The following is a 3,155-nucleotide window of genomic DNA, read 5'->3' on the forward strand; positions in this document are numbered from 1 at the left end:
GCACCAGCGGCGCCTGGCGCAGCGCCAGGCGGGAGATCGCCGGCCAGCCGAAGAACTGGTTGATCCGGGAGACGATCACGGCGGCCATGTGCTGGACCTCGATGGCGGCCGGTCCTTCGACCCGCAGCACCAGCGTGGCCGGCTCCTGCTCGCCGCCCTCGCGCCCGCGCGGCCATTCGATCTTCATCGGCTCGGCGATGGCCGCCACCTCGGGTCCGACGATGTCGTCCCAGTGGGTGACGATCTCGGCCGCCGCGAAGCCGCGCCGCTGGAACGCCGGCGTGAAGCAGGCGCCGACCAGGTCGGCGAGGGGACGCGGGCGGGACCGTGCCGGCTTGTTCATGGCTCGCGCCTCTGTCACAGGGAACGCATGACCGTAGCAGCGCCGACCCCCGCGCGGAAGCCGTCCCTCCCCGTCGCCGACGCCACCGGCCTCACCGCGGGGCTGCTGCGCTGGTACGACCGCCACCGCCGCGTGCTGCCGTGGCGCGCGCCGGCGGGCGTCGCGGCCGACCCTTACGCGGTCTGGTTGTCCGAGATCATGCTGCAGCAGACCACGGTGAAGGCGGTGGTGCCGTATTTCCAGACGTTCACGGCGGCGTTCCCGACCGTGCGGGATCTGGCCGCCGCCGACCGCGACGCCGTGCTGCGGCTGTGGGCCGGCCTCGGCTATTACGCGCGGGCCCGCAATCTTCACGCCTGCGCCCAGGCCGTGGTGGAGCGCCACGGCGGCGTGTTTCCGCGCAGCGTCGCCGAGCTGCGGGCGCTGCCCGGCATCGGCGACTACACGGCCAACGCGGTCGCCTCGATCGCCTTCGACGTCCCGGTGGTGCCGATCGACGGCAATGTCGAGCGCGTGCTGACCCGCCTCCACGCGGTCGAGGAGGCGTTGCCCGGCGCCAAGCCGCGCGTGAAAATGATCGCCGAGGGTTTGGAGCCGTCGGACCGGCCGGGCGATTTCGCGCAGGCCCTGATGGATCTCGGCGCCACGATCTGCACGCCGAAGTCGCCGGCCTGCGTGCTCTGCCCGTGGCAGGAGCCCTGCGCGGCACGTCGTCGCGGCGATCAGGAGACCTTTCCCCGCAAGACGCCGAAGAAGGAGGGCACGTTGCGCCGCGGCGCCGCCTTCGTGGCGCTGCGTGCCGACGGCGCCGTGCTGCTGCGCTCGCGTCCCGACACGGGCCTGCTCGGCGGCATGACCGAGGTGCCGACCAGCGACTGGCGGCCGGAGTTCTCCGAGCGCGACGCGCTCGATCACGCCCCGTCGCTCGGCGTCGCGCGAAGCGCCTGGCGCCGCGTGCCCGGCGTGGTCACGCATGTGTTCACGCATTTTCCGCTGGAGCTCGTCGTCTTCGTCGCGACGGTGCCGACGGACGCCGACGCGCCAGCGGACACGCGCTGGGCACCGCGCGACTCCCTCGCCGGCGAGGCGCTGCCCAACGTCATGCGCAAGGTGCTGTCCCATGCCGGCGTCGACCTGAAGCCGGAACGGCCCGCGTCCCGTCGCGCGGCGACGACGTCACCGAAACCCACCAAAAAAGCTAAACGGAGCCCCCGATGACTCTCCAGCGTCTGCATGTCGGCCCGCGCATGAGCGCGATCGTGATCCACGGCGACACCGTCTATCTGCGCGGCGTCACGGCCGAGGAGACGGCCGGTCGCAGCCTCGCCGAGCAGACCGCCGAAATTCTGGGCGAGATCGACAGCCTGCTCGCCGAGGCCGGCACCGACAAGTCGAAGCTGATCGCCGCGACGATCTGGCTCAGCGACATCCGCACCGTCGACGAGATGAACGCCGTCTGGGACGCCTGGGTGGTCCCCGGCGCGACCCCGGTGCGCGCCTGTATCGAAGCGCTGCTGCAGGGGGCCGATCTGAAGATCGAGGTGCAGGTGACGGCGGCGCGGTGAGGCCGGCAGTCATCCTGGGGCGCGGGCCGTAGGTCCGCGAGCCCGGGATCCATACACCCGGCGATCGTGGCTCACGAAAGACAGGGGCTATGGGTTCCGGGCTCGGCGCTGGCGCGCCGCCCCGGAACGACGGAGAACATCACTCCGCCGCGCCGGCCTGGGCGGCCCGGAAGGCGGCGCGCAGCGTGTCGATGGGGGCGAGGCCCTTGTCGGTCTCGACGTGCCAGAAGGTCCAGCCGTTGCAGGCGTCGAGTCCTTGCGCGATCGCGCCGATGCGGTGGATCGAGCCGACCGTCTCGCCGAAGCTGACGGCGCCGTCGGCCCGCACCAGCGCCTTCACGCGCCGCTTCGCGTCGACCAGCGTGGTGCCGGGCGACACCATGCCGCGCTCGATCAGTGCGGCGAACGGGACGCGGGGCGCCTCGCGGGCCGTCTGGAACGGCGCCAGGCTCGCGGCCGGCAGCGGCAGGATGCCGGCGATGCGGGCCTCGGCAGCCTTCGCATAGTCGGCGTCGCGCTCGAAGCCGACGAACCGGCGTCCGAGGCGCTTGGCGACGGCGCCGGTCGTGCCGGTGCCGCAGAACGGGTCGAGCACGAGATCGTCGGGACGCGACGAGGACAGCAGCACGCGGGCGAGCAGCGCTTCCGGCTTCTGGGTCGGATGCAGCTTCTTGCCGGCGCCGTCCTTGAGGCGCTCCTCGCCGGTGCACAGCGACAGCGTCCAGTCGGAGCGGACCTGGACGTCCTCGTTGCCGGCCTTCAGGGCCTCGTAATTGAACGTGTAGCCCTTGGCGTTGGGCTCGCGCGCGGCCCAGATCATCGTCTCGTGCGCGTTGGTGAACCGGCGCCCGCGAAAGTTCGGCATCGGGTTCGACTTGCGCCAGATCACGTCGTTGAGGATCCAGAAGCCCAGATCCTGAAGGATCGTGCCGACCCGGAAGATGTTGTGATAGGAGCCGATCACCCACAGGGTCGCGGACGGCTTCATGGCGCGGCGTGCGGCGAGCAGCCAGGCGCGCGTGAAGTTGTCGTAGGCCGCGAAGCTCTCGAACTTGTCCCAGTCGTCGTCGACGGCGTCGACGCGGGAGTCGTCCGGCCGCTTCAGGTCGCCCTGGAGCTGGAGATTGTAAGGCGGGTCGGCGAACACGAGGTCGACCGACGCGGCGGGGAGCTTGGACATCTCGGCGACGCAATCGCCCGTGACGACACGGAACGAGGGGGCCGGGTCGAAAGTTAAGCGGGGCGTC

At 71.4% G+C, this 3,155-nt stretch carries 4 protein-coding genes; 2 read left to right on the forward strand and 2 right to left on the reverse strand.

The features are described from left to right. Positions 1-343 (reverse strand): DUF721 domain-containing protein (locus CH341_RS29970; RefSeq protein WP_111423108.1); only part of this gene is annotated, 343 nt, incomplete at its 3' end. A gap of 27 nt (positions 344-370) precedes the next feature. On the opposite strand from CH341_RS29970, the gene mutY reads away from it, so the two are divergent. Then, entirely contained in the window at positions 371-1,561 is a 1,191-nt protein-coding gene (gene mutY / locus CH341_RS29975) for an A/G-specific adenine glycosylase (RefSeq protein WP_111423102.1), read from the forward strand. After that, the gene (locus CH341_RS29980; RefSeq protein WP_111423104.1) at positions 1,558-1,908 is read left to right on the forward strand and encodes a RidA family protein; all 351 of its coding nucleotides are present in this window, start codon (positions 1,558-1,560) and stop codon (positions 1,906-1,908) included. The genes mutY and CH341_RS29980 overlap by 4 nt, the downstream gene beginning before the upstream one ends. A gap of 139 nt (positions 1,909-2,047) precedes the next feature. On the opposite strand, the gene CH341_RS29985 is transcribed toward CH341_RS29980, so the two are convergent. Continuing rightward, on the reverse strand, positions 2,048-3,155 hold a 1,108-nt coding region (locus CH341_RS29985; RefSeq protein ID WP_281023734.1), incomplete at its 5' end, for a site-specific DNA-methyltransferase.

The organism is Rhodoplanes roseus (assembly GCF_003258865.1).
GTDB lineage: Bacteria > Pseudomonadota > Alphaproteobacteria > Rhizobiales > Xanthobacteraceae > Rhodoplanes > Rhodoplanes roseus.

Bases quoted from the DNA above. Each gene is read 5' to 3' on its own strand.
- CH341_RS29980 (WP_111423104.1), top strand. From the start codon at position 1,558: ATGACTCTCCAGCGTCTGCATGTCGGCCCGCGCATGAGCGCGATCGTG.
- mutY (WP_111423102.1), top strand. From the start codon at position 371: ATGACCGTAGCAGCGCCGACCCCCGCGCGGAAGCCGTCCCTCCCCGTC.